At 65.5% G+C, this 25,284-nt stretch carries 21 protein-coding genes and 1 pseudogene; 13 read left to right on the plus strand and 9 right to left on the minus strand.

What is annotated here, in order from left to right; all coding sequences use genetic code 11:
- Positions 1-360: 360 nt before the first annotated feature.
- Positions 361-1,578, minus strand: a complete 1,218-nt coding sequence (locus OG984_RS09315; RefSeq protein ID WP_328531307.1) for an acetyl-CoA C-acetyltransferase — start codon at positions 1,576-1,578, stop codon at positions 361-363.
- A complete protein-coding gene (locus OG984_RS09320) occupies positions 1,571-2,464 on the minus strand; it encodes an ABC transporter substrate-binding protein (RefSeq protein WP_328531308.1) in 894 nt (297 codons plus the stop codon). Before OG984_RS09320 ends, OG984_RS09315 begins: the two co-directional genes overlap by 8 nt.
- Before the next feature lie 124 nt (positions 2,465-2,588).
- Between OG984_RS09320 and OG984_RS09325 the strand changes: the two genes are divergently transcribed.
- Entirely contained in the window at positions 2,589-4,091 is a 1,503-nt protein-coding gene (locus OG984_RS09325) for a bifunctional 3-(3-hydroxy-phenyl)propionate/3-hydroxycinnamic acid hydroxylase (RefSeq protein ID WP_328531309.1), read from the plus strand.
- A gap of 25 nt (positions 4,092-4,116) precedes the next feature.
- Positions 4,117-5,055, plus strand: a complete 939-nt coding sequence (locus tag OG984_RS09330; protein ID WP_328531310.1) for a VOC family protein — start codon at positions 4,117-4,119, stop codon at positions 5,053-5,055.
- 309 nt (positions 5,056-5,364) lie between these two features.
- On the opposite strand, the gene OG984_RS09335 is transcribed toward OG984_RS09330, so the two are convergent.
- The 5 genes from OG984_RS09335 to OG984_RS09355 are packed head-to-tail and all read right to left on the minus strand — an operon-like array spanning position 5,365 to position 10,346.
- A complete protein-coding gene (locus OG984_RS09335) occupies positions 5,365-6,324 on the minus strand; it encodes a fumarylacetoacetate hydrolase family protein (RefSeq protein WP_328531311.1) in 960 nt (319 codons plus the stop codon).
- The gene (locus OG984_RS09340; RefSeq protein WP_328531312.1) at positions 6,321-6,743 is read right to left on the minus strand and encodes a hotdog domain-containing protein; all 423 of its coding nucleotides are present in this window, start codon (positions 6,741-6,743) and stop codon (positions 6,321-6,323) included. Before OG984_RS09340 ends, OG984_RS09335 begins: the two co-directional genes overlap by 4 nt.
- A complete protein-coding gene (locus tag OG984_RS09345; RefSeq protein ID WP_328531313.1) occupies positions 6,740-8,719 on the minus strand; it encodes an acetoacetate--CoA ligase in 1,980 nt (659 codons plus the stop codon). The genes OG984_RS09340 and OG984_RS09345 overlap by 4 nt, the downstream gene beginning before the upstream one ends.
- Positions 8,716-9,288: a cupin domain-containing protein gene (locus tag OG984_RS09350; RefSeq protein ID WP_328531314.1), complete on the minus strand. Its 573-nt coding sequence runs from the start codon at positions 9,286-9,288 to the stop codon at positions 8,716-8,718. Before OG984_RS09350 ends, OG984_RS09345 begins: the two co-directional genes overlap by 4 nt.
- A 35-nt stretch (positions 9,289-9,323) precedes the next feature.
- Positions 9,324-10,346 (minus strand): fumarylacetoacetate hydrolase family protein, encoded by a 1,023-nt coding sequence (locus OG984_RS09355; RefSeq protein WP_328531315.1) that lies wholly within the window; start codon positions 10,344-10,346, stop codon positions 9,324-9,326.
- Positions 10,347-10,393: 47 nt separating this feature from the next.
- On the opposite strand from OG984_RS09355, the gene OG984_RS09360 reads away from it, so the two are divergent.
- Together OG984_RS09360 and OG984_RS09365 are read left to right on the plus strand one after the other, a co-directional pair.
- A complete protein-coding gene (locus OG984_RS09360) occupies positions 10,394-11,035 on the plus strand; it encodes a TetR/AcrR family transcriptional regulator (RefSeq protein ID WP_328531316.1) in 642 nt (213 codons plus the stop codon).
- A gap of 765 nt (positions 11,036-11,800) precedes the next feature.
- The gene (locus tag OG984_RS09365) at positions 11,801-13,228 is read left to right on the plus strand and encodes an MFS transporter (protein WP_328531317.1); all 1,428 of its coding nucleotides are present in this window, start codon (positions 11,801-11,803) and stop codon (positions 13,226-13,228) included.
- A 554-nt stretch (positions 13,229-13,782) separates the two neighbouring features.
- Here the strand turns inward: OG984_RS09365 and OG984_RS09370 are convergent.
- Positions 13,783-13,941: pseudogene (locus OG984_RS09370) on the minus strand (IS1380 family transposase); the annotation flags it as partial.
- Between the two features lie 102 nt (positions 13,942-14,043).
- Between OG984_RS09370 and OG984_RS09375 the strand changes: the two are divergent.
- The 7 genes from OG984_RS09375 (at position 14,044) to OG984_RS09405 (ending at position 21,363) form a co-directional block, all read left to right on the plus strand.
- A complete protein-coding gene (locus OG984_RS09375; protein ID WP_328531318.1) occupies positions 14,044-15,024 on the plus strand; it encodes an ornithine cyclodeaminase family protein in 981 nt (326 codons plus the stop codon).
- A 7-nt stretch (positions 15,025-15,031) separates the two neighbouring features.
- Positions 15,032-16,525, plus strand: coding sequence for an NAD-dependent succinate-semialdehyde dehydrogenase (locus tag OG984_RS09380; RefSeq protein WP_328531319.1), 1,494 nt, complete (start codon positions 15,032-15,034; stop codon positions 16,523-16,525).
- A gap of 20 nt (positions 16,526-16,545) precedes the next feature.
- The gene (locus OG984_RS09385; RefSeq protein ID WP_328531320.1) at positions 16,546-17,562 is read left to right on the plus strand and encodes a dihydrodipicolinate synthase family protein; all 1,017 of its coding nucleotides are present in this window, start codon (positions 16,546-16,548) and stop codon (positions 17,560-17,562) included.
- A 70-nt stretch (positions 17,563-17,632) separates the two neighbouring features.
- On the plus strand, positions 17,633-18,571 hold the full coding sequence (locus OG984_RS09390; protein ID WP_328531321.1) for a LysR family transcriptional regulator: 939 nt from the start codon (positions 17,633-17,635) through the stop codon (positions 18,569-18,571).
- A gap of 57 nt (positions 18,572-18,628) precedes the next feature.
- Complete coding sequence (locus OG984_RS09395; RefSeq protein WP_328531322.1) at positions 18,629-19,834, plus strand: cytochrome P450; 1,206 nt, start codon at positions 18,629-18,631, stop codon at positions 19,832-19,834.
- Between the two features lie 48 nt (positions 19,835-19,882).
- The gene (locus OG984_RS09400) at positions 19,883-20,203 is read left to right on the plus strand and encodes a 2Fe-2S iron-sulfur cluster-binding protein (RefSeq protein WP_328531323.1); all 321 of its coding nucleotides are present in this window, start codon (positions 19,883-19,885) and stop codon (positions 20,201-20,203) included.
- A gap of 2 nt (positions 20,204-20,205) precedes the next feature.
- Positions 20,206-21,363 carry an NAD(P)/FAD-dependent oxidoreductase gene (locus tag OG984_RS09405; protein WP_328531324.1) on the plus strand — a complete coding sequence of 386 codons (1,158 nt, stop codon included), beginning with the start codon at positions 20,206-20,208 and terminating at the stop codon, positions 21,361-21,363.
- A 15-nt stretch (positions 21,364-21,378) separates the two neighbouring features.
- Here OG984_RS09405 and OG984_RS09410 read toward each other — a convergent pair whose 3' ends face one another.
- Complete coding sequence (locus tag OG984_RS09410; RefSeq protein ID WP_328531325.1) at positions 21,379-22,026, minus strand: IclR family transcriptional regulator; 648 nt, start codon at positions 22,024-22,026, stop codon at positions 21,379-21,381.
- A 107-nt stretch (positions 22,027-22,133) separates the two neighbouring features.
- Between OG984_RS09410 and OG984_RS09415 the strand changes: the two genes are divergently transcribed.
- The gene (locus OG984_RS09415; RefSeq protein ID WP_328531326.1) at positions 22,134-24,029 is read left to right on the plus strand and encodes an FAD-binding monooxygenase; all 1,896 of its coding nucleotides are present in this window, start codon (positions 22,134-22,136) and stop codon (positions 24,027-24,029) included.
- Positions 24,026-25,282, plus strand: a complete 1,257-nt coding sequence (locus OG984_RS09420; RefSeq protein ID WP_328531327.1) for an Nramp family divalent metal transporter — start codon at positions 24,026-24,028, stop codon at positions 25,280-25,282. The genes OG984_RS09415 and OG984_RS09420 overlap by 4 nt, the downstream gene beginning before the upstream one ends.
- The last annotated feature ends 2 nt before the right edge of the window (positions 25,283-25,284 follow it).

Genomic DNA, 25,284 nt, shown 5'->3' on the forward strand with positions numbered 1-25,284 from the left:
CGTCTCGCCCGGCGTTGCCGCTAGCTATCCCGATTAACTCACTTCTCGCAACACACTCCACAAACTCATTCACTGCGTGTCCCAGACGGCCGCGTTGGCCGCTCTTGTGCGCGACATTGCTTACCTACTCACCCCTACCGGGGCCAACGACACCAGCCTGCCGGCGACTGGGACGATGGCCTTCCTGGCAGGCCTGACCCGCGGCTACATGCCTCGTACGAGGCATGCGGATCGACCGCGCAGCCGCCGCGGCAACGCTCAACATGCCGTTCCACGACCGGCGTATCGATCTGGTTGCGGGTTTCGCATCTAACGCGTCGTGTGTCGCCAGCCTTGTCACGCTTCCAAGTGGTGCCGTGGTCAGGACAGTCGCTGGATGACCATCGCCATGCCTTGGCCGCCGCCAACGCACATGGTTTCGAGACCGAACTCCGCATCCTGCTCCTGCAGCCCGTGGATCAACGTAGTGGCGATCCGCGCGCCGGTCGATCCGAATGGATGCCCAATCGCGATGGCCCCGCCGTAGACGTTGAGCTTGTCCTCTCCGATGCCGAGATGGCGGGCAGAGGGAATGACCTGCGCTGCGAAGGCCTCGTTCATCTCGACGAGGTCGATATCCGCCACGGTGAGACCGGCACGGGCCAGTGCGCGTCGACTGGCGTCCACTGGGCCGAGTCCCATGATCTCGGGCGACAGACCGGAAACGGCAGTGCTGACCACCTTCGCCAATGGCGCGATCCCCAGTTCACGGGCCCGCGTGTCCGACATGACCACCACGGCGGCCGCACCGTCGTTGAGGGGGCACGCGTTTGCCGCCGTAACCGTCCCGTCCTGGCGGAACGCCGGCTTGATCCCTGAGACGCTCTCGAGCGTGACGCCCGGCCGCGGACAGTCATCGGCACTGACGACGGTCCCATCCGGGAGTGTGACCGGAGTGATCTCGCGCTGCCAGAAGCCATCGACGGTGGCCTTCTCGGCTCGGTTCTGACTCAACACGGCATATTCGTCCTGGGCCCGGCGTGTCACCTGCTCGAGGGCAGCAACGTTCTCGGCCGTGAGCCCCATGGCGACATAGATGTCGGGAAGCTCTCCGTCCCGACGGGGATCGGACCAGGTGCGCTCCCCTGCCGCGATGCTGGCGCTTCGGGCCCGTGCTGAGTCGAAGCGCGGATTCTCGGTATCCGGGTGACTGTCGGCGTTCCCCTTCGTGAACCTGCTGACGGCCTCCACACCCGCGGCGATGAACGCATCACCCTCGCCCGAGCGGATCGCATGGGTGGCCATCCGAATCGCCTGAAGGCTGGAGGCGCAGAAGCGGTTGACCGTTGTCCCGGGCAGGTGATCCATCCCGCCAAGCACGCCGACCACCCTCGCCAGGTTGTAGCCGGCCTCGCCACCGGGCTGGGCACAACCAAGAATCAGATCTTCAAGCTCAGTGGGAGGAAGCGAGGGCACCTTGTCCAACGCCGCCTCGATCGCTTGGAGCGCAAGTTCGTCCGGTCGCATGGAGGCGAGTGACCCCTTGTAGGCGCGTCCGATAGGCGTGCGCGCAGTTGCCACGATGACAGCGTCAGACATTGACTTCTCCTTGGTGAGGCCTCAGCAGCCCGGCGGCCGCGGCCGCCCGGGTGTCGATCAATCGGTTCGGGTCTGGAGCGCCGGGGATCGTCATGTCCACGCGGCGGCGCAGCGCGATCAGCTGTGCGAATCCCGCGTCGGACGGAGCGACGGAGATCGGGAGGGTTGCCAACACGGCCTTCACGGCGCTCGGCCCGAAGCCCGCAGAACCGAGCTCCGCGCCGACATCGATCAATGGTGCTGCTCGGCACCAGTGCACCGCCTCCTCGAGGGCAGCAAGGTAGGAAGCAACACCGGTAACGGAACGGTCGAGCTTCGATCGCCGCGCCACGATCGCAAGTCCGGGGTAGGCCGAAACGATGTCCCGCACACGCATGAACGCAACCATTCCCTGCGACTGGCCGATCTCATCGAGCGGCGCCGCAACGAGGGTGGCATCTGCGGTGCCGTCGACGAGAGCCTCGAAGCGCTGGGCCACGCCACCGACCTCAAGGACCTCATACGCAGATCTGTCTCGCCCGAGGTGCTCCATCATCGAGTAGGCAACTACGGCGAAGCCGTTCGTAGGCGCGTCCACTGCCAAGCGGAGCACACCGACGTCCTCTGGTCGAACCAGACCTGGCCGCAGCAGCAGGACCAGCTCCGTGGTCGCGTCCACCTGACCGACAACCGCAAGGTCGGCGCCTGAGCCATTCCAAACCAAGAGGTTGTCAGTGGCCGTGACGGCCACGTCGGCACGGCCACTCATCAGCTCGTCGAGTTGCTGACGCGATGAGGCCACGGGCGACTGAACGACCTCGAGCCCGTGCTTCGCGAAGAACCCGCGACGGCCGGCAATGACCGACGCCGCCGGAGGCACGAAGACCGACTCGACCAGGCGCCTCATCGGGCAACTCCCAGGAATGGGAGGCGTTCTGTGAACCAAGTCACCGGATGGGATTGTGACGAACGTCGCATGGGGTTACAGTACTCGGACAGATACGAGACGTCCAGTACAGAATGGAGCTTCCGTGAAACACGACTACGACGTGTTGGTCGTCGGTGGAGGGCCCGTGGGAGTCACAACACTCGCACTCCTCGGCGCCGTTGGTCTGCGTGCGCTGGGCATCGAGCGCGAGCAGAACGTGTGGCACACCGCCCGAGCCGTCCACTTCGACGGCGAATCCGTCCGCACCCTGCAGGCGATCGGCACGGCTGACCAGGCGTTGACCCACTTCCAGCCGATGAGCTCCTATCGCATGGAGAACGAGGCCGGAGAGACCTTGATGGCCTTCCCCAGCGGCGCATTCGGTTCGCAGGCGTGGTTCGACGACGTCATGTTCCACCAGCCCGAAATCGAGTCGATCCTCCGTGCGCGACTCGACGCTTTCCCGTCAGTCACCCTGAGGTCGGGCGCTACCTATGAATCGCTTGAGCAGGACGAATCCGGTGTCACCTGCACCGTCGTCGCCCCGGACGGATCCAAGGAGACCATCCGGTCCAAGTGGCTCATCGCCGCAGACGGCGCCACCTCTACCATCCGAGGGCAGCTAGGTGTCACCACCGAGAAGCTCGGCACAGACGACCCCTGGCTCGTGGTCGATGGGCTCCTTCACGACATCAACGGCCTGGATGGCGACATGGTGTTCTTGGGCCACCACACACGGCCTGCCCTCTGGGTCAACCTTCCTGGCGAGCGATGCCGGATGGAGTTCAAGGTGATGCCGGGCGACGACTCTGACGAGATCACCACTGCGGCGGGCGTGGAGCGCCTGAGTCGTGGAGTACTTCCGGTCGACAAGTTCGAGGCCGACCGGATCGCGATCTACACATTCCGCGCTCGCGTCGCGGAGAAGTGGCGGATCGGCAACGTCTTCCTCGCCGGAGACGCCGCTCACCAGGCGCCGCCGCTCTTCGGCCAGGGCCTGTGCGCTGGCATGCGTGATGCCGCCAACCTGGTGTGGAAGCTTGCCCTGGTAGCTGACGGCCTGGCGGATGACTCGCTCCTCGACACCTACGAGTCCGAGCGGCGCCCGCACGCGCGCTCGTGGGTCGAGCAGGCGTCCACCATGGCGACGCTGGTTCAGACCACCGACCCCGAGGTCGCGGCCGGCCGCGACGCCCATATCCGCGCCAACCCGCAGGATGCTGCCCCGAAGTCCCCCATCCTCGGGCCGGGTCTGCATTCTGGTCGCACCGATGAGTACGCGGGCGTCCTCTCGCCCCAGCCCACCTACGACGGCCAGCGCCGCCTCGACGACGAGGTGGGGTTGCGCTTCCTCGTGGCGTGCGCCTCTGCCACCCTCGACACTCTCCCGCCGCGGGTTCGGGCCGCCCTCACGAAGGACGAGCACGTCGTGGTCGTCACCGATCCCGCCAAGGTGACAGGCCTTCTTGAGGCCTACGACGCAACAGCCGTCGTCGTACGCCCAGACCGCTACGTCCTCGGAGCCGCGAACTCTGCCGAGCGCTTTGAGGAACTGCTCCGCCTCATCCCGTCCCTCGCCCACACCCTCACGCCGCAGTCGGCGTGAGGCCCAACCTCCAGAGGAGCTTCCCATGTCCTTCAGCCTGATCACCCACCTGCGGCACGTCGACATCGCCGTGCCGGACTACGACAAGCAGGTGGAGTTCTACCGTGACCATTGGGGTCTGTCGCCGATCGGTGGCGAGACCGGCTTGACCTACTTCGCAGCTGTCGGCTCGCCCGAGCAGTACGTCGTGCGCGTACGCGCGGCAACCGAGAAGCGCATCGACCTGATCTCCTTCGGCGCGGCGAGCCGCTCCGACGTGGACGCCCTGGCCGCGAAGCTCGCCGTCGAAGGCGTTTCCCTGATCCACGAACCCCAGGACTTGCAGACACCTGGAGGCGGATACGGCTTCCGGTTCTTCGACCTCGAGGGACGTGCTGTCGAGGTCTCCTCGGATGTCGCCACTCGCAAGCACCGCAAGATCGAGCCGAAGGAAGACGTGCCAGTCCGTCTTTCGCACGTCGTGGTCAACTCACCCCAGCCCGAAGTTCTCTTGGCCTGGTACGAGAAGCACCTGAGCTTCCGGCTCTCCGACACCAACACGCATCCGCGCGTCGGTCCGATCTTCTACTTCCTTCGCTGCAGCGCGCAGCATCACTCGCTGGCCATCTCCCGAGGACCGCACGTGGCCCTCCAGCACATCTCGTTCGAGATGCGCGGCATCGACGAGTACATGTACGGGTCGGGACGAATGATTCGTGCTGGATGGGAGAAGCTCTGGGGCCCCGGTCGTCATCGCGCCGGCGAAAACACCTTCACGTACTTCCTCGACCCGAACGGCAACACGATGGAGTACACCACCGAGCTGCTCACCCTCGACGAGGACACCTGGCACCCCTCGGTATTCGACGTCATGGAACCAGAGACGGCCGACCAGTGGGGCACCGCCAACGACATGAATGAGTTCATCACCGAGAAGATGTTCAACACCCTGGACAAGGGGCTGTTCATTCCGCCGCCTGTCTGACCCCAGCTGAAATCCGGAACACGAAGGCCCGCGACCCCGCGTGGGATCCTACGGTTCTAATCGGTCCCCGCAACACCCTGGGAATCAGGGAGTTGCGGGGACCGTGCTTTCAGCAGAGCTCAAGGTGAGGTTCTTCAGCGTCTGCCAAGGCCGAGATCACCACCCACAAACGGCCGATCACGCAGACGCTCGGCTGGGGTATCCCAGCCGAGCGTCTGCGTGATCTACTGACAACCGCTTAGGTCATCAGGGGTTGCGTGGACCCTGGATTCCGCTCACCGGCGGGGCCCTTCGTGTCTCAGCTGTGAGTTACGGACCAGCGACACAACGGGTCCGCTGCATCCCCAAGCCGTCGATCTCACACTCCATGACGTCTCCGGCCTGGAGGAAGCGGCCGTGGTGCGACCCGTTTCCTGGCGGCGAACCCGTGATCACCATGTCTCCTGGCTGCAACTCCGCGAACCGTGAGATATAGGAGATCAGCTCCGCGGGCCCGAAGATCATGTCGCCCGTGTTGCTCTCCTGCATCGTCGCACCGTTCAGCCGCAGGCGGATGCCCAGGTCGAGCGGATTCGGGACGAATGCCGCCGGGACCAGCCACGGGCCGGTCGGGAAGAAGGTGGGGAAGTTCTTCGCTCGCATCCAGTCCGTACCCATCATCGGGATGTCCTTGCGTGGCACCAGGCTGCGCGTCGTGAGGTCATTGCAGATGGTGTATCCAGCAACATAGTCGAGAGCTCGATCGACCGAGACGTTGCGAGCCTTCCGCCCAATGACGACTCCGAGCTCGAGCTCCCAGTCGTGGTCGTCATACTCCGCTGGAAGCAGGATGTCATCGAACGCGCCGCTGATCGACGACGAGACACCGGTCCACACGTAAACCCTCCCGCTGGACTTGCGCTCGTCGATCTCGCGACCTGCCTCGGCAGCCAGCTCCGCTGCGGTCGCATCTTCCCGCCCGAGCTTGTGTGCAACCGCCATCTGGACGACATGCTCTCGATAGTTGGCCCCAGCCGCGAAGATCTGTCCCGGCGGGCTCACCGGGGGCAGCGTTCGCAAAGTCCCCTCAGGAATGCCCGCGACCGGAGGCCGTTCCGCGGCCCGGGTCAAAGCGGTGAACGCGGCGTCCCAGTCGACCAGCAGTTCCGCCGTCGACCGATACGCTGTGAAAGCACTGATGTCGTAGACCGTGCCATCGACCACCAGCCCAGGGAAAGGGCCCTGGCCAGCCTCGTATGTGCCGATCGCAAAGCGCTGCTGGGTCATCATTTGCCCTTCCTTGTTGTTCCTCGGCCGCGGAACTCCGCGACCACCCTGTCCCCCGCGCGGACGGTCACATCCACGACGCTATGTCTCCCGCTCGTGCTGCGCACCTCGGCCTCGGCTACCAGCTCCTCGCCCACACGAGCGGGGGTGAGGTAGATGATGGACGACTCCGCCGTCACGGCCCCGGGCGCCAGCGAGCTCGCCGCGAAAGCGAGAGCCGTGTCCGCAAGCGCAAAGATCAACCCACCGTGCGCCAACGCGTGCCCGTTGCTGAATTCCTCCGTGACCGTGACGGACAACGTGGCGCGTCCCTGGTGGGCGTGCAGGGTGCTGATGCCGAACGAAGAAAGCGACCTGTCGGCTGCTAGCAGTTCCAGGACGGCTGGTGCGATCGTGCCGGTCAGTCGCGTCGTCGCGCTCATGCCGGCACCCGCCGACGAGCCACCTCGTGGACTTCGTGCAGAACTGCGACCGAGTCGACCGAACCGATATCTACGACGTCGTCCACCGCCGCACCCATCAAGATGCGCTTCACCGGGACTTCGAGCTTCTTGCCGGTGCGGGTGTGCGGGATCGCGGAGAGCACGATGATCTCGTCCGGCACGTAGCGCGGTGAGAGGGCGCCGCGGATGGCGTTGCGGATCGTCGCAGCCACTGCGTCCTCGTCGGCATCGGTTTCCAGCGCGACGAAGAGCGGCATGTAGTAGCCCTCCGGTTTCTCGACCCCTACGACCATTGCCTCCTTGACCTCGGGAAGCGCCTCGACCACGCGATAGAGGTCGGCGGGACCGAACCGGATGCCGTTGCGGTTGAGCGTGGAGTCTGATCTGCCGACGATGACTGAGCTGCCGTCACTGCCAAACTCGACGAGATCGCCATGGCGCCACACGCCCGGGTAGGTCTCAAAGTAGCTGGACCGGTAACGTGAACCGTCCGGGTCGTTCCAGAATCGGAGAGGCATCGAGGGCATCGGGACGGTGATCACCAGCTCGCCGGCTTCGTCGGTGACTGGTTCACCCTCCGCGTTCCAGGCAGCGGCGGCAACGCCCAAGGCTGGCGGCTGCAGCCGCCCGACTCGGACAGGCTCCGTTGGGGCTCCGCCAATGAAGATGCCCGCGATGTCCGTACCGCCGCTCACGGATGCCAGCCACACCTCGCCCAGGGACTCATAGGCCCAGTTGTACGCATCCGGGGAAAGCGGCGAGCCGGTGACCTGCATCATGCGGAGCGCCGCCAGGTCGTGGTTTGTCCCCGGCATCAGGCCGGCGCGCATGCAACTGTGAAGGTAGGCGGCCCCGACACCAAGCACTGAGACCCGCTCGTGTGCCGCGACCTGCCAGACTCGCTCGAGGCTGGGGTAAGCGGGGTTGCCGTCCAGTAGCACGATCGTGGCGCCGCGCAGGAGGCCTGACGCCAGCGTGTTCCACACGACCCAGCTGGTGGAGCCAACAACGAAGAACCGGTCGCCCGGGCTCAGTTCGGTGTGGAGCGTGAGGGTCTTCAACTCCTCGAGCACCACGCCGCCGTGGCCGTGAACGATGCCCTTCGGCACACCGGTGGTGCCTGAAGAGAACAGGACCCATAGCGGATGGTTGAAGTCCACCGCGTCGGCCACCCAGGGCCGTTCGACCGCGATGACATCGTCCCAGCGATGCGAGCGCGCGGGGGTCTGAGGATCGCTGACCGGCTCGCCCACCCACACGATTTCGCGAAGGTCTGGCAGGCCGGCGATCACCTCGCGCAATACATCGCCACGGTCGATGGAACGCCCGTTGTAGTCGTAGGCGGCGGTCGCCAAGAGAACCACCGGCTGCAACTGCTGCAGCCGGGAGACGATCGCACTTGCGCCGAACTCGGGTGCGACGACAGACCAGACGGCGCCGACTGACGCCGAGGCCAGCAGACCGATGACCGCCTCGGCCCGGTTCGGCAGGACGGCCGCGACGCGATCGCCGGGCCTGACGCCAGCGTCGCGCAGGAATCCTGCCAGCGCGCCGACACGCGTCCTGAGCTCGCGCCAGCTGAGCACGTGCCGCGTACCATCCTCGTCGACGCCGATGATGGCATCGCCCCGTCGCTCCTGGGCCAAGGCGACCGCGGCGTAGTTCAGAGAGACGCCTGGGAACCAACGGCCGTCCTCCGGCTCTGCCCCGAGCTTGCCCGGCATGATGTCGCTGTCACCAGCCGCGGAAACGTCGACTCGGACATATTTCGCCAATGCGCGCCAGAACTCCGCCGGATTCTCGACGGACCAACGCCAGACCGAGAGGTAGTCAGTCGGATCGGCCGCGCCAAGCAGACCCTCGGCGACGAGTGCTTTGGTGAACTTTCGGAACTCGCTGCCCTCGATACGTTCATCGTGCGGACGCCAGATCACGTCACCGACTTCAACGCTCACGAGTGACCCGCCGCCAGTGCATCCTCCGCGGACTCCCCCGCTGACACAGGCAGCGCGCCGACGAGCACGAACGCCATGCGGCAGGTGCGATTGGTCCTGTTGGACCAGGAGTGAGCTGTTCCACGCTGGACAACGACATCCCCGGATCGGAGGAGGCACTCGTCGTCGTCCAGAAGCAACGAGATCTCGCCGTCGAGCACGACGGCGAAGTCGATGGTGTCCGTCTTGTGGAACCAGAAGTGCTTGTGGCTGCTGTGAGCCGCGCCGTCACGTGCCTCGTCGCCGCCGGTGATGGAGTCGAAGAGGCGCTCCTCCCCGGCCTTGCCATATGCCTCGTCCGGGGGGAAGTCTGCGACTCGGAAGATCACTTCACCGAGGTTGGGCGACATGGGGACCACGGCGTCGGCGGCGGCAGTGTCGGCGGCGCCGTCGTTGGTGAGCGGACCGGCTGGCGAATACCAGGCGACAGATGCGCCGAAGCCTTCAACGTCCGGGGACAGGAAGGCGTTCGGCGCGAGACCATCACTGACGATGTAGGACCGACCAGCTTCGTTGACCCCGGTCACCACGCGCCGGACCCGTCCGACGCCCTTATCAGCACTCATCAGTAGCCCACTCGCTCCCAGTTCTCGTCCCAGGCGAATGGCTTCTCGTCCGGCCACCATGGGGTTGTCTCGATCTCTCCGATCGGCGTCTTGAGCACACCGACCTTCTCCAGGTCCAGCTCGAGCACATCTCCTGGAGAGAGTCGCTTGTCCAGTTCGAAGCCCGATCCGAAGCCCATGGTTCCCGTCCCGATTAGGTCACCGGGGAGGACAGCGTCCGCGACCGAGACCCACGCGACGAGCTCCGCCGAGCTGAAGATTCGCGGGGTCGACTCGACCGTCGAGATGACCTCGTCGTTGAGACGTACCTGTCCCTTGAGGCCGTCGATCTCGGGCAGCTCGTCCGCGGTCACGATCACTGGACCGATGCCGAAGGCGAAGTCCTTCGACTTCTGCGGTCCCATACCCATGGCCATCTCCCGAGGCTGCACATCCCGGGCCGACCAGTCGTTGAAGATGGTGTAACCGAAGATGTGCTTCTCCGCATCGTGCGCCGTGAGGTTGTGACCCTGCCTGCCGACGATGATCCCGACCTCGAACTCCCAGTCGAGGTACTCAGTGAAACCGGGGTAAGGGAGCACTTCGCCGGTGCCATAGATGCGGCTGGCGGAGCCCTTGAAGAAGGGAGGTGTCTTGAACGCCTGCTGGTCAGGCTTGTTGCCGACCTTCTCCAGGAAGTTCTGCATGTGCGTCGGGTACGTCAGGCAGTCGCGAATCACCGGCGAGTCGACAGCTGCGATCCAGGAGACCTCCTCCACGGACTTGGTGGCCTCGTCGCTGTAGCCGAGCGCTTCATGAGCGGCGTCGAGGAATACGTCGCCGGCCGCGATCGCCTGGGACATACTCGACGGAAAGAGCGCACGCGCAAGGCGGAGCGCACCTTCTGAGTTGGCGCCCCGACGTCGCAGGGATGCGGCGTACGCCACCGAGAGGTCCACGACAGAGCTGTCGTTGTTGGTGAGAGCGACGATGCGGGCCTGAGCACCATCGGGAGTCGGAACGCTGATGCGACCGAGTTTCATTGAATCCTCCATTCGATACGATACGCACCGAACTCTAACAGGCTCGCGTGACCTGCACCACTGTCATCTCCAGGATTCGATACGATACGGCCACCATCCGCTACGATGCTCCCATGGCAATTCGCAGCGAAAGCAGCCGCAAGGCGGTTCTGGACGCAGCCCTGCAGCTCCTCGGCGACAAGCCGCCAGGCCCCCTGACATTGCAGAAGCTCTCGATCGAGGGAATCGCGCGCCAGGCCGGCGTGAGCAAGATGACGATCTATCGCTGGTGGGCCAACAAGGCCGAACTCGTCATCGAGGCGTTCCTCGAGAACCACATCGCGCAGACGCCGATCGCGACCGAAGGACGTGCCGTCGAGGCACTTCGGGCGCACGCAGCCGCCCTGACCAAGGTCTACGCCGGGCCGGAGGGCAAGCTGGTCGCACAACTGATCGCCGAGTGCCAGTACGACGCCGTCACGCTCGAGACCTTCAAGGGTCAGTTCTGGCGCGGTCGCACCGAAGCCGTCAACGCGCTCATCAAGCGCGCGCAGGCCGAGGGCGACATCCGCGCCGACCTCGACCCCGACCACGTCGCAGAGATCATCTACGGCCCCATCTACTTCCGACTCCTGTTCCAGACCAGTGACTTGGACGCCGACACGACAGGCCACCTCATAGACGCCGTTCTGCACGGCATCTCGGCCTGAGCCCCGGAGCGAGCAGACGCCGCGGACGACCGCCTGGATCTGCGGCTCCCGGCCGGCCTCGAACTAGCTTGCCCGCGACAGTCATGAGTGCGTTATTGCCGGCCGCCCGAGCATTGGACCCGCTGAGTGCGAGCCGCACGCTCGGGCACCACATCCGACTTCCCGGGGTTCTTATGGCGACCGCGATGTCCAGCATCCGTCGCGCGCAGGAGGCGGCGGTCGCGCTCGGTGACATGTCATGGTCGCACCAGACGATTTCAGAGATGCAAGGAATATGCGGTTCCTGATCTCAAGCCTGATCACGAACAGGGCGGCCGGCAACCCGATGCGCCCGGCAACGGTCAGGTCTCCTTCTCTTCTTGCGAACGCCGGGCCCGGCGGTGCTGCGCTTTCGGGAGGGCCAGAACCAGCCCCGGCCGAACTCGAAGACGAGACGCCGCCACGTTCACCCGGCTCGCTTCTGTTGTCCGTTGCAGGTCCTTCACCGTCAGGACCTTGCCGACCGTCGGCTGGCTGACGTGCAGCCGTCTGGCGGCCCTCGTGATGTTGCGCTTGGCCAGGATCGGGTCCAGCGCGACAGCAGGTTGAGGGGACGACCGATTTGCGCACCTTGAACGACGTCTCTCGTCTTCGTTAGCCACCTGCTCAAGCTATGCGGTACTGGACGGATCGTATCGGGCGTGCTTTCCTTACGCAGACGTGATCGAGGTCACAACACGACCAGCATCGTTCGTTGCTATCGAACAGAGAGGTTCATTCACCACCATGCCTGCATCCACCGACGTTCCCCGCACACTGGCGGAGGTAACCGAATCCATAGGCCTCACCTGGCGCCACTGGGTTTACTTCGCTCTCATAACGCTCATCCTCCTCACCGACGGAATGGATGTCACGATCGTCAGCCACATCTTCCCCTCGCTGATTCAGGGGTGGGGTGTATCGATCGGGGGCGGGATCGCGCTGGTCGTCACCGGTGGATTCATCGCTATGGGCCTCGGCGCCCTCGTCGCCGGTCGCCTCGCGGACCAGTGGGGGCCCAAGGCCGTGCTGGTCGGCGCCACGCTCGTCTTCGGCAGCGGCACCATCCTTGGCGCGACGTCTGGCGACTTCACCACGTTCACGGTCTGGCGCCTTCTCGCCTGCCTCGGTATGGGCGCCGCGATGGCAACGGGGAACACGCTCCTCGCGGATCTGATACCGGCGACGCGACGCTCCGCCATGCTGGCTGCCGCTTACGCCGGGGTCGGACTCGGAGTGACAGTCGGCGCGACGCTCGCCGGAATCCTGATCCCGACTGGCGGCTGGCGTGCGCTGCTCGTCGCGGGCGGGGTGATCCCGCTCGGTCTCATTCTGGTGCTCGCGATCGTCGTCCCGGAGTCGCCGGCGTTCTACGCCGCTCGCGGAGCCGTCGACAGGGCGCAGCGCACACTTCGACGCCTCGCTCCGGGCGTGGATGTCACCAGTGTCGAACTGGAGCCCCCGGCGAAGCAGGACCGGAAGGAGACGCTGACCGTCATCCTGTCCAAGCGATTCGCGCCTAGCACCGTGCTGCTGTTCGTGTTCGGGTTCTTCTCGCTCGGTACGCAACTGCTCGTTGCCCAGTACCTTCCGACGCTGCTCCAGCTGCCGCTTCCGGGCCTCGACACCGTGCAGAGCAGCACGATTGTGGGCGTGTACGGATTCGCGAGCGTCGTCGGAGGGTTGGTACTCGCGGCCATCCTGGCGAAGGTGTCGCGGTTCCTGATCATCGGTCTCGCGCTGGGCCTCTCCGCCGTCATCGTGCTCGTGATCGGGGTCGTCCCGAACCCTAGGTTCGGGACGCTGCTGGTGTTGCTCACGATCACCGGGCTCATCCTGCCGACCGCTCTGGGACCGACGAGAACCGTCCTCGCAGCCGCAGCCTATCCGACGAAGGTCCGCGGCACCGGAGTCGGCGTGACCGAGTTCGCCGCACGAATCGGCTCGGCCACGGGTGGCGCGGTCGGCGGCGCACTGATTGGAGCCGGGCTCGGCCTCGGCGGCCTCTTCGTCGCGCTGCTTGTTCCCATCGGCATTCTGCTCGGATCCCTCGGGGGTTTGAAGATCGAAGCCAAGCGGACGGGTTCCGACTCACGAGCCGGATTCAAGGAAGAGCTGGCACCGGTCGCTCCGACGACGACCCCGGCCCGGAGGGAAGCTCCGGGCGCGGTCTAGGCGCGTGACGACGCCCGAGCTCGGCGCCGCCGGTCCCGTAGACAAGCTTGCGACCGAGCCAGCCGCGCACGGTGCCGCGGGCCTCGTGCAGGGCCTCGAGGTCATGCACATAGCGGACCACGTGCCCTGCCTCGACCAGTCGCCAGACCAGGTCGACAGCAGCCAGCCAACGGCCGCGCCAGGGCGCACCGCCCCCACTCTCGTGCCCAGCGAGAGCGGGGGCGGCCAAGTCGTGGCGTTCGAACCACGCCGACCGCGCCTTGTCGCTGTGCCCACGCACGAGCAGCCCGCGGCGTGTAGGCGAAGCAGCCCGAGCGAGCCCGCGGCAGAGGCGAGCGCGGCAATCGGCAGCCCCTGGGGTCGGGCGCGGCGAGCATTCATCCTCTACCTTCCGACCGGCTGGCGAGGGCGCCTAGCCTCGATGTTTCGTGAGTGAGCCCGAGCCGTTCGGCTCGGGCTCACTTGGTCGTGGGGTGAGGTGGGCGTGGAGAATCCCCGGCGCTGGTGTCGCCGGTTCTCCTGTTCCTGGTCGTGGGTGGTTGGGAGTGGTGCCGTCAGGCAGTGCGGAGCGTGTGCCAGCCGGTGTCGATGAGCTGGTTCCATGGCCAGTCACGTGGGAGGAGCCGTAGCCGTCTTCGGCGGCCGGTGCGGATGATGCGTCCGGCGATGGCGAGGATCCGGAACCGGAGGCGTTTGGGTTCCCATCGGCGCGCTGGGTCTGACTCCTCCCATGCGCCGGCTCTTGCCAGCCCGCTTGTGTGATCGCCATCACCAGCGGTACGGTACGAACCGTACCGAAAAGCTAGGAGCCTTCTGTGACCCTTGTACTGAGCGACGAAGACGTGCGCGAGTCCTTCGACTGGGGCTTGGCCATCAAGGCGCTGCACGCGGCGTACGCAGCCGCCGGGACGGCCAGTCGTTACCCGAACCGAACCGTCGCCAAGGGCGGGATCAATTGGCTGAGGTCGCTCACCGGGATCCCCGCTGATGGCAGCCCGATGGGCGCAAAGATCATTGCGGGGGCCTGGGCGAATCGCCAGGTGGCCTACCTCATCTCGCTCTTCGACCAGGACACCGCCGAGCTCGTCGCTCTGATGGACGGCAACTCCGTCACAGGTTTCCGCACGGCCGCCACGTCTGCGCTCGCCACCAACCTGCTCGCAAGGCCAGGCACGATCTCGGTCGGAGTCATAGGATCCGGGTTCGAAGCGCAGAAGCATGTTCGCGCGCTCGCGGCTGTGCGCCGTCTCGAAGCGGTGAAGGTGTTCTCTCCTCGCCCGCAGTCGCGCGTCCGCTTCGCCTCCGAGCTCGCCGACCTCAACGTCCCGGTCTCAGCCGCAGAGTCTGCTCGAGAGGCCATCTCGGAGGTCGACGTCGTCGTCTGTGCAGCACGGTCGTACGACGAGACCCCCACCTTGCTGGGTGAGTGGCTCCAGCCTGGGCAGACCGTGATCTCGATCGGGTCGACGGTCGCGGAGCAGCGGGAGGTCGACACCGAGACCATCAAGCGAACCGACGTCATCATCGCCGACGTCCTCTCGGAGGTCCTCCACGAGACCGGTGATCTCCTCGCCGCGAAGGCCGACAACATCGACGCCGAGCACAAGGCGTTCTCCCTGGCCGATCTCGCTGCCGGCAACGTCAAGGGTCGCCAAGACGAACGGCAGATAATCCTCTACAAGTCTGTCGGCGCCGGTCTTCAGGATCTCGCCGTCGCTTCCATGTGCGCGGAGCGGGCCGCAGCCCTCGGGCTCGGCGCTCCACTTCCCATCCGCATCCAGCCCGTCACGAAGTAGGTCACCCATGACTCTCGCCCCAAGCAACCGCGCCGACGTCACATCGGTGCTCAACGATCCGGGTCTGTTCAAGACCGCTGCCTACGTCAACGGGGAGTGGGTGGCGGAGGGGCATGGCGGCACCTTCACCGTCAGTAACCCGTCGACGGGAGAGCAGGTCGCCGAGCTGCCTTCGCTGAGCCGAGAGCAGACAAGGGCCGCTATCGAGGCCGCCCAGCGCGCGCAGGTGAGTTGGCGTGCCCTCTCGGGCAAGGAGCGCTCGCAGATCCTGCGTCGTTGGTTCGACCTCGTCGTCGAGCACACCGACGATCTCGCCGCGATCATCACTCTCGAGGAGGGCAAGCCGCTGTCGGAAGCCAAGGCCGAGATGGCATACGCCGCATCCTTCATCGAGTGGTTCGCCGAGGAGGCGAAGCGGATCCGCGGTGACGTATTCGAAGCCCCCACCGCGACGCGACGGATCGTCGTCCTGAAGGAGCCGATCGGCGTGTGCGCCGCGATCACTCCGTGGAACTTCCCGGCCGCGATGATCACCCGCAAGGCCGCACCGGCTCTGGCTGCCGGCTGCACGATGGTGGTCAAGCCTGCGTCTCAGACCCCACTGACGGCGCTTGCGCTTGCCGAGCTCGCCGAGCGTGCCGGTATCCCCGCCGGAGTCCTCAGCGTCGTCGTCGGCAGCGCTCGCACCATCGGCCCGGAGCTCACCGGCAACCCGATCGTCCAGAAGCTCACCTTCACCGGATCCACCGAGGTCGGTCGCCAGCTCATGGAGGAGACCGCAGCAACGATCAAGAGGGTCTCCATGGAGCTCGGCGGCAATGCACCGGTCATCGTCTTCGACGACGCCGACCTCGACACCGCCGTGACTGGCGTCCTGGCAGCCAAGTACCGCAACACCGGCGAGTCGTGCATCGGGGCGAACCGCGTCTACGTCCAGGACGGCATCTACGACCGCTTTGCAGAGGAGTACGCGAAGCGCGCCGCCAGGCTGGTCATCGGCGACGGCTTCAAGGAAGGCGTCAGCATCGGGCCGCTCATCGATGCGGCCGGCGTAGACAAGGTCGACGAGCACGTCAAGGACGCAGTCTCGAAGGGCGCGACACTCGCAGCGGGCGGCCGTCGCAGCGACGTCGGGGACCTGTTCTACGAGCCGACTGTCCTGACGGGTGTGACGCAGGAGATGCTCATCGCCCACGAGGAGACCTTCGGGCCGATCACCCCGCTCATCCGGTTCACCGATGAAGCGGATGCCGTTCGGATGGCCAACGACACCGAGTTCGGACTCGCGTCCTACCTCTTCAGCGTCGACAGCGAACGCATCTGGCGTGTGGCTGCGGCCATCGAGGCCGGCATGGTCGGCATCAACACGGGCCTGATCTCGAACGAAGTCGCTCCGTTCGGCGGCGTCAAGCAGTCCGGCATCGGGCGCGAGGGCTCGGTCTACGGCATCGATGAGTACCTCGAGATCAAGTATCTGTCCTGGGAAGGAGCTCGGGGCTGAGCCCCGAGGAGAGAAGAGACATGGCTACCTACACGAAGGCTGAGTCCCGCACCTGGGCTCGCGAGAAGCTCGTCGGCGCGGTGAACTGCACGATCCCGTCGTTCACCGCAGATCTGAAAGGTCTGAACGAGAAGGGCATCCGGCACGACATCGCCCTGGCGAAGGAGCACGGTTTCATCGGCAGCCTCGCTATTGGCGAGGTCAGCATCACGCCGGAGGAGTACATCGACTTCATCCGGATCGCCAAGGACGAGGGCGGCGAGGACTTCTTCATCTGCCACCACGCCTGCTTCAACACCCTCGAAGAGAACATCGAGATGGCGCAGCTGGCCGAGGCGGCGGGCGCCGACCTGATCCTGCTGAGCTACCCGCCGAGTTTCTACCCGGAGAGCGAGGACGAGGTCCTCGAGTTCACGAGAACCTTCGCCGACTCGACGAACCTCGCGATCATCCTGTTCCCGATGACGATCTGGAACTTCTCGCGGCTCCACCCCTCCGACATCTCGACGGGCCTCATCCGTCGCATCCTCGACGACGCACCCAACGTCGCGGTGATCAAGGCCGAGGGCGGCTACCCGAATATCATGAACGCGGTCGAGTGCCACCGTCTGTTCGGTGATGAGGTGGTGATATCGGTCCCGATCGAGGCAGACCTGATCCCGCTGTCGCAGGTGATCCCAATCCAGTTGTCGGCGACGAGCGACCACGAGTACTACGGCCCCGTGATCCCCCAGATCATGAAGCTGATTCGTGCCGGAGACAACGACAGGGCCACCGAGCTGTTCTGGAAGCTGCACCCGGCCCGGGTCGCCAAGAACGGTCTTTTCGCCGCCGTGCACGGCGGCTCCGTGCTCAACCGGATGGGGTGGAAGTTCCAGGGCTGGTTGCAGGGCTACAACGGTGGTCCTCTGCGAATGCCCACGATGCGTCTGCAGGACAAGCAGATGCGGGCTTACCGCAACGCCCTGCTCGAGGCAGGTTTCGACATCCCGAACGAACCGCTGAAGGACTTCTTCATCGGTCGCAACCCGGCCTGACATATCCGTCGGACGGGGCGTGCCGAGCGCGCCCTGTCCAGTGCCCATCTCCGGGAGGAGCGACATCGCCGTGCACCTTCCTCGCCAGGCGCCCTACACACTCCGTCAGCTGGAGTACTTCGTGGCGGTCGCAGACGTGGGCACGATCTCCGGCGCCGCCGCCGAGCTTCACGTCTCTGAGTCGGCCATCGCGGACTCGTTGTCCACTCTTGAGAGGTCGCTCAAGACGAGCCTCGTCCAACGGCATCGATCACGCGGCATCACCCTGACCTCCGACGGCATCGCCGTCCTTTCGGCCGGGCGACGACTGCTGCAGGGCGCCGAAGAGATCGTCGATGCGGTCGGAGACGGGGTGCTCTCGCGTACGGGTGCCGTCCGGATCGGGGCCATCCCGACGCTGGCACCGGTGATTGTGCCTCGCCTCTTGACGATGGTTGCTCATTCACATCCCGGGCTCCGCCCCGACATCAGGACTGACGATCAGCCCACGCTCATGGCGGAGCTCCTCAAAGGCAACCTCGACCTTCTCATCAGCTACGACCTCGACGTCTCTCCAGATCTGAGCAGAGAGGCGCTCTACCAGACACAAGCATGCGTGGTGCTCTCCTCATCGCACCCCTTCGCGTCACGTCCTCACCTGGGACTCGAGGAGATCGCCGACGAGCCGATGGTGCTCCTCGACATCGCACCGAGCCGTACGCACACACTTGAGCTGATGTCCAACGCGGGAGTCACGCCACGGACGGTCATCCACACCAGCAACTATGAACTGTGCCGCTCATTGGTCGGCCGAGGGCACGGATACACCCTGCTGATGTGGCGTGACTACGCGCGGCAGACATGGGACAGGTCTGAGGTCGTCTTCATTCCCATCACGCCACGACCCCGCATGGTCAACATCTTGGCCCTCTGGCGCCAGGAGCACTTCTCCGGGCGCGTGCGGGCAGTCGTGGAGACCTTGCGCACGCTGAGCCCAGCACTGATCGAGGAACACCGGTTCATCCGGTGAAGTACCCCGGAAATCACCGTGTGCATTGTCCCTTCCCCGCCTGCATACTCCTGTGACGTGAGTAACAGCAGCCCCGCCGTCGCCGCTCAGGACGCCCCCGTGTTCGAGCGGTTCGACCAAGAACGCATGATGCTTGATCCGTACGCCGACTTCGCGCAGATGCGGGATCTGGCACCGGTCGTCCACGTGCCCGCCATCGGACGCTACCTCCTGACCACTCACGCGGCCGTCACGTCCGCTGAGAACAATCCGGAGATCTTCACGGCACACGCCTCGCGGCCGACGATGGTTCGAGCCTTCGGCGCCCGCCCCATGCTGCGCAAGGACGACCCTCAGCACGCCGTTGAGCGAGGTGCCATCAACCCCACGCTTCGACCGAAGCCGGTGCACGAGACGTGGTCTCCGCACTTCCGCGAGAACGTCGAGCACTGGCTTGATCGCCTGGAGGAGATCGGACCCGACAACGCGGATCTCAATCGAGACTTCGCGGTGCCGGTCGCGAGCAAGAACCTTCTCGACCTGTTGGGGCTCCCGAAGGCGGTCGACGTTCGGGACGTTGCCCGGTGGTCGACCGACTTCATCGCCGGGATCGGAAACGTCCTGGACGATTCGGAGATCTGGGCCCGGTGCGACCGCAGTCAGGCGGAAGCGCACGCCGTTCTCGACGAGCTCCTACCGCACCTCACACGCGAGCCCGACGCCTCCATCACCTCTCATCTGCTCCAGGTCGGACTGGACGAGCAGACGGTGCGGGCGAATGTCTTCCTCACCATTTCGGGAGGGATGAATGAGCCCCAGCACATGATCACCAACCTGGTGTGGGCGCTGTCGGGTCACCCTGACCAGCTCGACCTCATCCGCAATGGACAGGTCAGCTGGGGCGATGCCTTCGAGGAGGCCGTGCGGTGGCTCTCGCCGATCGGCATGCTTCCGCGAGAGACCACGCGTGACGTCGACTGGGCCGGCCACCACATCCCGGCAGGCGCCGACATCGGGCTGCTCCTCGCGTCCGCGAATCGGGACGAGGCGGTCTTCGCGGACGCCAACTCCTTCAACATCGAGCGCAATGCCCGCGGTCACGTCGGCTTCGGCAACGGGGTGCACATGTGTGCGGGCCGATGGGCAGCGAAGACCGCCGTCGGCGAGGTCGCGCTGCCCATGCTCTACGCGCGGTTCCCGAACCTTCGCGTTGACGAACGACGAATGACGACCTGGGAGGGCTGGGTCTTCCGCGGCGTCACCAGCCTTCCGGTGACCTGGTAGTCGCAGCGACTCCCCCTCTCACCCCTACCGAACGGAGCAGTGAAGCAGATGCCGACGATCACCTACCGGCAACCCGACGGATCCACCCTGAGCGTCGCAGTGAGCGATGGGACCTCAGTGATGCGGGCCGCGTTGGAGAACGATATTCGAGGAATCATCGGCGAGTGCGGAGGCCAAGCCATGTGCGCCACGTGCCACGTGTACGTGGGGTCGACTCCCGAACTGCCACCGATCGCCGAGGAGGAGCAGGAGATGCTGGAGTGCACCGCCGCCCCACGAGACCCTGCCCGAAGCCGCCTGGGTTGTCAGCTCAAGGCGGGTAGCGACTTCGAAGCCATCGAAGTCGAAATCCCCGCACGGCAGGTGTGAGCATGACTCTCGACGAAACCGTTGCCTGCATCGGCGCCGGGCACGCCGGAGTTCAACTCGCAGAGTCTCTTCGGACCGAGGGCTTCGCAGGGCGCATCGTCCTGATCGACGAGCAAGAGCACCTCCCGTACTCGCGTCCGCCCCTGTCCAAGGAGTTCATGACGGGCACCGAGATGGCGCCTCTCCCCCTCAAGGGCGCATCGTGGTACGCCGCTCACGACGTCACCCTCCACACGGGCACTCGGGCAACGTCTATCGATCGGGAGCGACGACGGGTGCACCTCGAGGATGGCAGTGCCCTTGGCTGGAACCATCTCGTGCTGGCGCAGGGAGCCCGCGCCCGGACACTCGACGTGCCAGGGTCCACCCTCGCCGGGATCCATACGCTGCGGACCCTGAACGACGCGAAGGGGCTCCGAGCGCCGCTCGCTAGATCAAACCGGGTTGTCGTTGTCGGCGCGGGCTTCATCGGCCTCGAGTTCGCGTGCGCGGCCCGTGCGACCGGACTCGACGTGACGGTTGTGGACCCGGCAGGCCGGGCTCTCGCGCGCTCAGTCAGCAGCGTGACGGCAGCCGCCCTTGTCAGCCGCCTGGAAGCCGCCGGCACGCATTTCAGCTTTGAGACCTCGGTCCTGGCTTTTCAAGGGGAAGACCACGTCCGTCGAGTCCTGACCTCGAATGGCGACCTCGATGCCGACCTGGTCGTCATCGGTATCGGTGTCGTACCCCGCGACGAGCTCGCCCACGAGGCGGGACTCGAAGTCGACGGCGGCATCGTCGTCGACTCAGCGTTGCTCACCAGCGATCCGAACATCACAGCCGTCGGCGACCTGGCGGTCAGTTCCTCGACAGGCGCACGAACCGAATGCGTTCAGAACGCAGCCGACCAGGCCCGCTATGTCGCACAGCGCATCGTCGGCAAGACAGCGGAACAGTACGCACATGTCCCCCGCTTCTGGAGTCACCTGGGGCCGAATCGGCTCCAGATCGTCGGCACCTGGACCGGATCCGACAACAGTGAACTCGCGGGCAACCCGGATGGCGCCTTCTCCATACGTCACTATCGCGGCTCGTCGCTCATCGCGGTGGAGTCGGTCAACCAACCGAGGGAGCACATGCAGGCTCGCAAGGCGCTCGAGTCGCGGCTCTCCGTTGCCTGACTCGAGCCGCAACGCTCAGCGAATGTCGTTCCGAATCGCCGACGCTGCATCGATGAGGCGCTCACCGATCCGCCCGACGTCGGCCGGACCTGTCAGATAGACCACCGCGATGGCCGCAGGCTGCTGGCCAGGCACCGCGAGCGGTGCGGCAACAGACGACAGTCCATGGATCATCTCGTCGTGACTCGTCTCGTACGGGAGGTCCCACGTGTCCGTATGGACCAACCGTCCGACGGCTCTTCCCGGGGCACCGCGGTCCAGCGGATGACGCGTCCCAGGTCGCTGGGCCACCGCCGCTATGGCAGCGCGTGGCTCGACGCGCACGATGGTCACCGCGTCCTCTCGGTCCAGAACGACCAGAAACGCCGTCATCCCGAGCTCGTTGGCAACGAGCGTCAGTTCTGGAAGCGCTGCCGTCTGTAGATCACGAGAGACGTTGCGGGCCAGAGACGCCAAGCTCACGCCCAGGAGGACATCGCCCGCGGCATCCCTGGAAACCAGGCCGTGGCTCTCCAGCGTCCTGACGATTCGGTAGGTGATGGACCGGTGCAGCTGGAGTCGGGCGGACAACTCAGTCACCGACAAAGGGCTGTCGGCCTCCGCAAGCACCTCGAGTGCCTTGATTCCTCGCGACAGCGTCTGCAGCGACGTGGGCTCCGCCACAAATTCCTCCTCGAAAGTCTTGTGTCCGACTGATCCGATACGTATCGTACTCGGTGTCGCCGTTATCCGATATGCCTATTCGATAATAGAACTCATAGGGAGTGTTGATGCAGTTCCACGACCACGGCTATGTGTCTGGCGATCCGCGTGTAGAGCCAGCCGCAGGTGTCGGAGTCGACCGTCCGGAGGATCTTCCGGACCGTGTCGACGCCTTGATCGTTGGGGCAGGTCCCGCCGGCGTCACCGCCCTCGCCCAGTTGGCGCAGTTCCCCAATGTCAACGCCCGCCTCATCGAGCGTCGACCCGATCGCCTCGCGGTCGGACAGGCTGACGGGATCCAGGCCCGCAGCGTAGAGAGCTTCCAAGCGTTCGGGTTCGCCAATCGTCTGACCGAAGAGGCCTACCGGATCTACTCGATGGCGTTCTGGAAGCCGGACCCTCTCGAACCCAAGCACATCGTCCGCACGTCTTTGGTGCCCGACGACCCCCAAGGGGTCAGCGAGTTTCCGCACCTCATCATCAACCAGGCCCGGGTCCAGGACTACTTCGCCGAGTTCGCCGCCAACTCGCCGAGCCGCGCCACCCCTGACTACGGAGTCGAGTTCCTCGGACTGCGGGTGACCGATCGCGCTCACCATCCCGTCGACGTGGACGTGCGTCACACTGTCGGACCGCGAACGGGCGAGATTCGTACGATCCAGGCGGAGTACGTCGTGGGTTGCGACGGGGCGCGCAGCAGCGTCCGCGACGCCATCGGTCGAAAGCTGGTGCGCCAGGCGGCGATGCATGCCTGGGGCGTCATGGACGTCCTGGTGGAGACCGACTTCCCCGACTACCGCACCAAGTGCGCGATCCAGTCGCACGACGGCGGCAACATCCTGCTCATCCCTCGCGAGGGCGGTTACCTCACCCGGTTCTACGTCGACTTGGGCGAGGTCGCCGAAGACAACGATGGAGCCGTGCGGCAGACGCCGCTGGCGACTGTCGTTGCCCGCGCGAACAAGATCTTGCATCCGTACTCCATCCAGGTCCGCCAGGTCACCTGGTGGAGCATCTACGAGGTCGGCCACCGCCTGACCGACAAGTTCGACAACGTGCCTGCGGACGACGAGACGAGGACACCGCGGGTGTTCATCGCGGGGGACGCCTGCCACACTCACTCAGCCAAGGCCGGCCAGGGGATGAACGTCTCCATCCAGGACGGCTGGAACATCGGCTGGAAGCTCGGACACGTTCTCGACGGCCGTGCTCCAGCGACGCTGCTGCACACCTACTCCGCGGAGCGGCAGGTCATCGCCCAGGACCTGATCGACTTCGACAAGGAGTGGTCGACTCTGATGGCCACACCGGCCGAGGAACTGGCAGAACCGTCATCTCTCGAGGAGTTCTACGTCAAGACCTTCGAGTTCCCCGCAGGGTTCATGACTCAGTACGGACCTTCGATGCTCGTCGCGGAGCCGACCCACCAGCACCTGGCAGCCGGATATCCGATCGGGAAGCGCTTCAAGTCCGCTCTGGTCAACCGCGTCGCGGACACTGTCCCGATCCACCTGGGACATCACGCACGCGCCGATGGCCGATGGCGGATCTACGTCTTCGCAGACGCCTCGTCCCCGGGCATCGGCCCGGTGAACGACCTCGCAGCCTGGCTGGAGACCGATCCGGCATCTCCCCTCAAGGCGCACACGCCACCTGACCTTGACATCGACGCGTACTTCGACGTCAAGGTCATCTACCAACAGCGGTTCGAAGACGTCGACCTGCGGCTGGTGCCCCGAGTTTTCCTTCCCCGCGCCGGCAAGCGCTCCTTGGTCAACTGGGAGAAGGTCTACGCCACCGAGGACGGGCAGGACATCTTCGAGGAGCGCGAGATCGACTGCGGCGGTGCAGTCATCGTCGTACGCCCAGACCAGTACGTGGCCAACGTGGTGCCGCTGACCGCGACCGAAGAGCTCGCGACCTTCTTCGACGGCATCTTCATACAGAGTCGGTCGAGCCGATGACTGCCGGACAAGTCGCCGAGCGCCATGTCCGCGCTCGATCCGAAAGGCAGCTGTTCCGGTTGCTCGGACCTGCCTTCATCGCCGCCATTGCCTACGTCGACCCCGGAAACGTCGCGACGAACCTGACTGCCGGAGCCAAGTACGGCTATCTGCTCGTCTGGGTCCTCTTGCTCGCAAGCGCTGCGGCCGTTGTTGCCCAATACCTCTCCGCGAAGCTCGCCATCGTCACCGGCCGCAGCCTCCCGGAGGTTCTCGGCGAGCGGCTTCCCACCAAGCGGCGGCTCCTCTACTGGGCCCAGGCGGAGGTCACGATCGCAGCCACCGAGGTGGCCGAGGTGATCGGCGGGGCGATCGCCCTCCAGATCCTCTTCGGTCTTCCATTGGTGATCGGAGGATCGGTCGTCGCCCTAGTCTCCTTCGGCATCCTGATGCTGCAGTCACGGCACCGACAGAACTCGTTCCAGTTCGTGATCCTGGGCATGCTCGCCATCATCACCATCGGGTTCTCATCTGGACTCGCGGTAAGCCACGTCGACTGGCTCGGCGCCCTCGGCGGGATGGTTCCTCGCTTCGACGACACCGAGTCCGTGCTGCTCGCCGCCGGAATCGTCGGCGCCACCGTCATGCCGCATGCCATCTACGCCCACTCCAGCCTGGCGCGAGACCGTCACTGTCCGCCTGGACGCTACGCACCTTCCTGGCGCGTCAAGCGCCTCTTGCAGGCAACCAGGTGGGACGTGGGCGCCGCCCTGGGCGTTGCGGGGAGCGTCAACCTCGCGATGCTTCTCCTAGCGGCCGCAGCCCTGGGCGGGATCCCCGGCACCGACACGCTCCAGGGCGCCGCCCGCGCCATGAGCGACCACATCGCACCGATGATCGGGCTCGTCTTTGCCATCGGGCTTCTCGCCTCCGGCCTCGCCTCGACCGCCGTCGGCGGCTATGCCGGCTCGGAGATCATGGCGGGACTGCTCCGCGTCCAGGTCTCCGTTCTGGTGCGCCGCGCGGTCACCATCGTCCCGGCACTCGTGATCCTCGGTGTCGGTCTGGATCCCACTCGAGCGCTCGTGCTCAGTCAGGTCGTCCTGTCGCTCGGGATCCCCCTCGCTCTGGTGCCGCTCGTACGACTGACAGCCGACCGGGCGGTGATGGGCCAGTTCGTCAACGGAGTCCCCCTGCGGGTGGCCGGCGCGGTGGTCGCTACAGCGATTGTCGGCCTCAACGTCGTACTTCTCATCCTCACACTGAAGGGATAACC

This window comes from Nocardioides sp. NBC_00368, from assembly GCF_036090055.1.
Classification (GTDB): Bacteria; Actinomycetota; Actinomycetes; order Propionibacteriales; family Nocardioidaceae; genus Nocardioides.

What these genes read in the sequence shown, in the direction of transcription:
- OG984_RS09320 (WP_328531308.1), bottom strand. Translation starts at nt 2,464, where the DNA reads ATGAGGCGCCTGGTCGAGTCGGTCTTCGTGCCTCCGGCGGCGTCGGTC.
- OG984_RS09340 (WP_328531312.1), bottom strand. Translation starts at nt 6,743, where the DNA reads ATGAGCGCGACGACGCGACTGACCGGCACGATCGCACCAGCCGTCCTG.
- OG984_RS09355 (WP_328531315.1), bottom strand. Translation starts at nt 10,346, where the DNA reads ATGAAACTCGGTCGCATCAGCGTTCCGACTCCCGATGGTGCTCAGGCC.
- OG984_RS09405 (WP_328531324.1), top strand. Translation starts at nt 20,206, where the DNA reads ATGACTCTCGACGAAACCGTTGCCTGCATCGGCGCCGGGCACGCCGGA.
- OG984_RS09365 (WP_328531317.1), top strand. Translation starts at nt 11,801, where the DNA reads ATGCCTGCATCCACCGACGTTCCCCGCACACTGGCGGAGGTAACCGAA.
- OG984_RS09380 (WP_328531319.1), top strand. Translation starts at nt 15,032, where the DNA reads ATGACTCTCGCCCCAAGCAACCGCGCCGACGTCACATCGGTGCTCAAC.
- OG984_RS09315 (WP_328531307.1), bottom strand. Translation starts at nt 1,578, where the DNA reads ATGTCTGACGCTGTCATCGTGGCAACTGCGCGCACGCCTATCGGACGC.
- OG984_RS09400 (WP_328531323.1), top strand. Translation starts at nt 19,883, where the DNA reads ATGCCGACGATCACCTACCGGCAACCCGACGGATCCACCCTGAGCGTC.
- OG984_RS09330 (WP_328531310.1), top strand. Translation starts at nt 4,117, where the DNA reads ATGTCCTTCAGCCTGATCACCCACCTGCGGCACGTCGACATCGCCGTG.
- OG984_RS09420 (WP_328531327.1), top strand. Translation starts at nt 24,026, where the DNA reads ATGACTGCCGGACAAGTCGCCGAGCGCCATGTCCGCGCTCGATCCGAA.
- OG984_RS09335 (WP_328531311.1), bottom strand. Translation starts at nt 6,324, where the DNA reads ATGATGACCCAGCAGCGCTTTGCGATCGGCACATACGAGGCTGGCCAG.
- OG984_RS09415 (WP_328531326.1), top strand. Translation starts at nt 22,134, where the DNA reads ATGCAGTTCCACGACCACGGCTATGTGTCTGGCGATCCGCGTGTAGAG.
- OG984_RS09385 (WP_328531320.1), top strand. Translation starts at nt 16,546, where the DNA reads ATGGCTACCTACACGAAGGCTGAGTCCCGCACCTGGGCTCGCGAGAAG.